The sequence below is a fragment of the Endozoicomonas atrinae genome, assembly GCF_001647025.1.
Taxonomy (GTDB): domain Bacteria; phylum Pseudomonadota; class Gammaproteobacteria; order Pseudomonadales; family Endozoicomonadaceae; genus Endozoicomonas; species Endozoicomonas atrinae.
In genome coordinates this window covers 1-843 of record NZ_LUKQ02000655.1, presented here as the reverse complement: position 1 = coordinate 843, position 843 = coordinate 1, and the positions used below count along the sequence as shown (strand labels likewise).

General features: G+C 52.4%; 1 protein-coding gene. It reads right to left on the bottom strand.

Annotation, left to right across the window (positions count from 1 at the left end; translation table 11 throughout):
• The coding region (locus AK963_RS29840; protein ID WP_066018818.1) for a phage tail tube protein at positions 1-617 on the bottom strand (617 nt) is incomplete at its 3' end.
• Between the last annotated feature and the right edge of the window lie 226 nt (positions 618-843).

The following is an 843-nucleotide window of genomic DNA, read 5'->3' as shown; positions in this document are numbered from 1 at the left end:
GAAAACTTCAAGCGGTGCATGGTAATGCTCACCGGTTTTCCGGACTGCGCTTCGTTCATGCCGTCAAAGAACAAAGCAAACTCCTCGCCTGCTTCCACCAGTGCCTGCATGATCTCTTGCGGTGCTTTGGTGTAGCTCACCTTCACGCCACCGTTATCAATAGTGCCGGTACCGATCACCACGATGCCGTTAGCGGTGAGGTTGTAGTCAGTGCCTTCGGTCAGTGCGCTGTCCATATCGTCTTTCACGGTGATGCTCTGGCTATGGTCAGGGGCAAAGGCAAAGGGCAACAATTCACCGTCGGTGCCGCTGGCGGCGATCACTTCATCGGTGACTGAACCGCTGGCCTCTTCGCTCACCGCAGCTCGCAAGGCAGGCGCTAAACTGGCGGCGCTTAAATCCATAGCGGTCATGCTGCCGGTGACACTGTCTATTCTTGAAACCACGTTGACGTTGCCACCGCCCACGCTGGTGTAGTCTTTCTGTTCTTTCTTGTCCTCTTCAAAACTCACCTCGAGGGCGCTGCAATTGCCCACCGGTAAAAAGCCGGTACTGGCGCTTAACCGCTTGAGGTAAATTTTTCCTTTGCCAATGTAGGAGCGATCTTGTGTTGGCATTGTCAGTTCCTTCTGAATTGTGGGTTTATAAAATCGGGTTTGCTCTTAAACGGTTGAGGTAAATTTTGCCTTTGCGCTCTTTATTGGCTCAAGGCTGCAGAGCGATCTTGTGTGGCCATTGTTCAGTTCCTTCTGTGGTTCATGGTCGGGTCAGGGTCTGTTCCCAGGAGATGCCCCATAATGCTATCCCCTTTCGGTCTATCTCTCCGCTGTATAAATTTTCCGC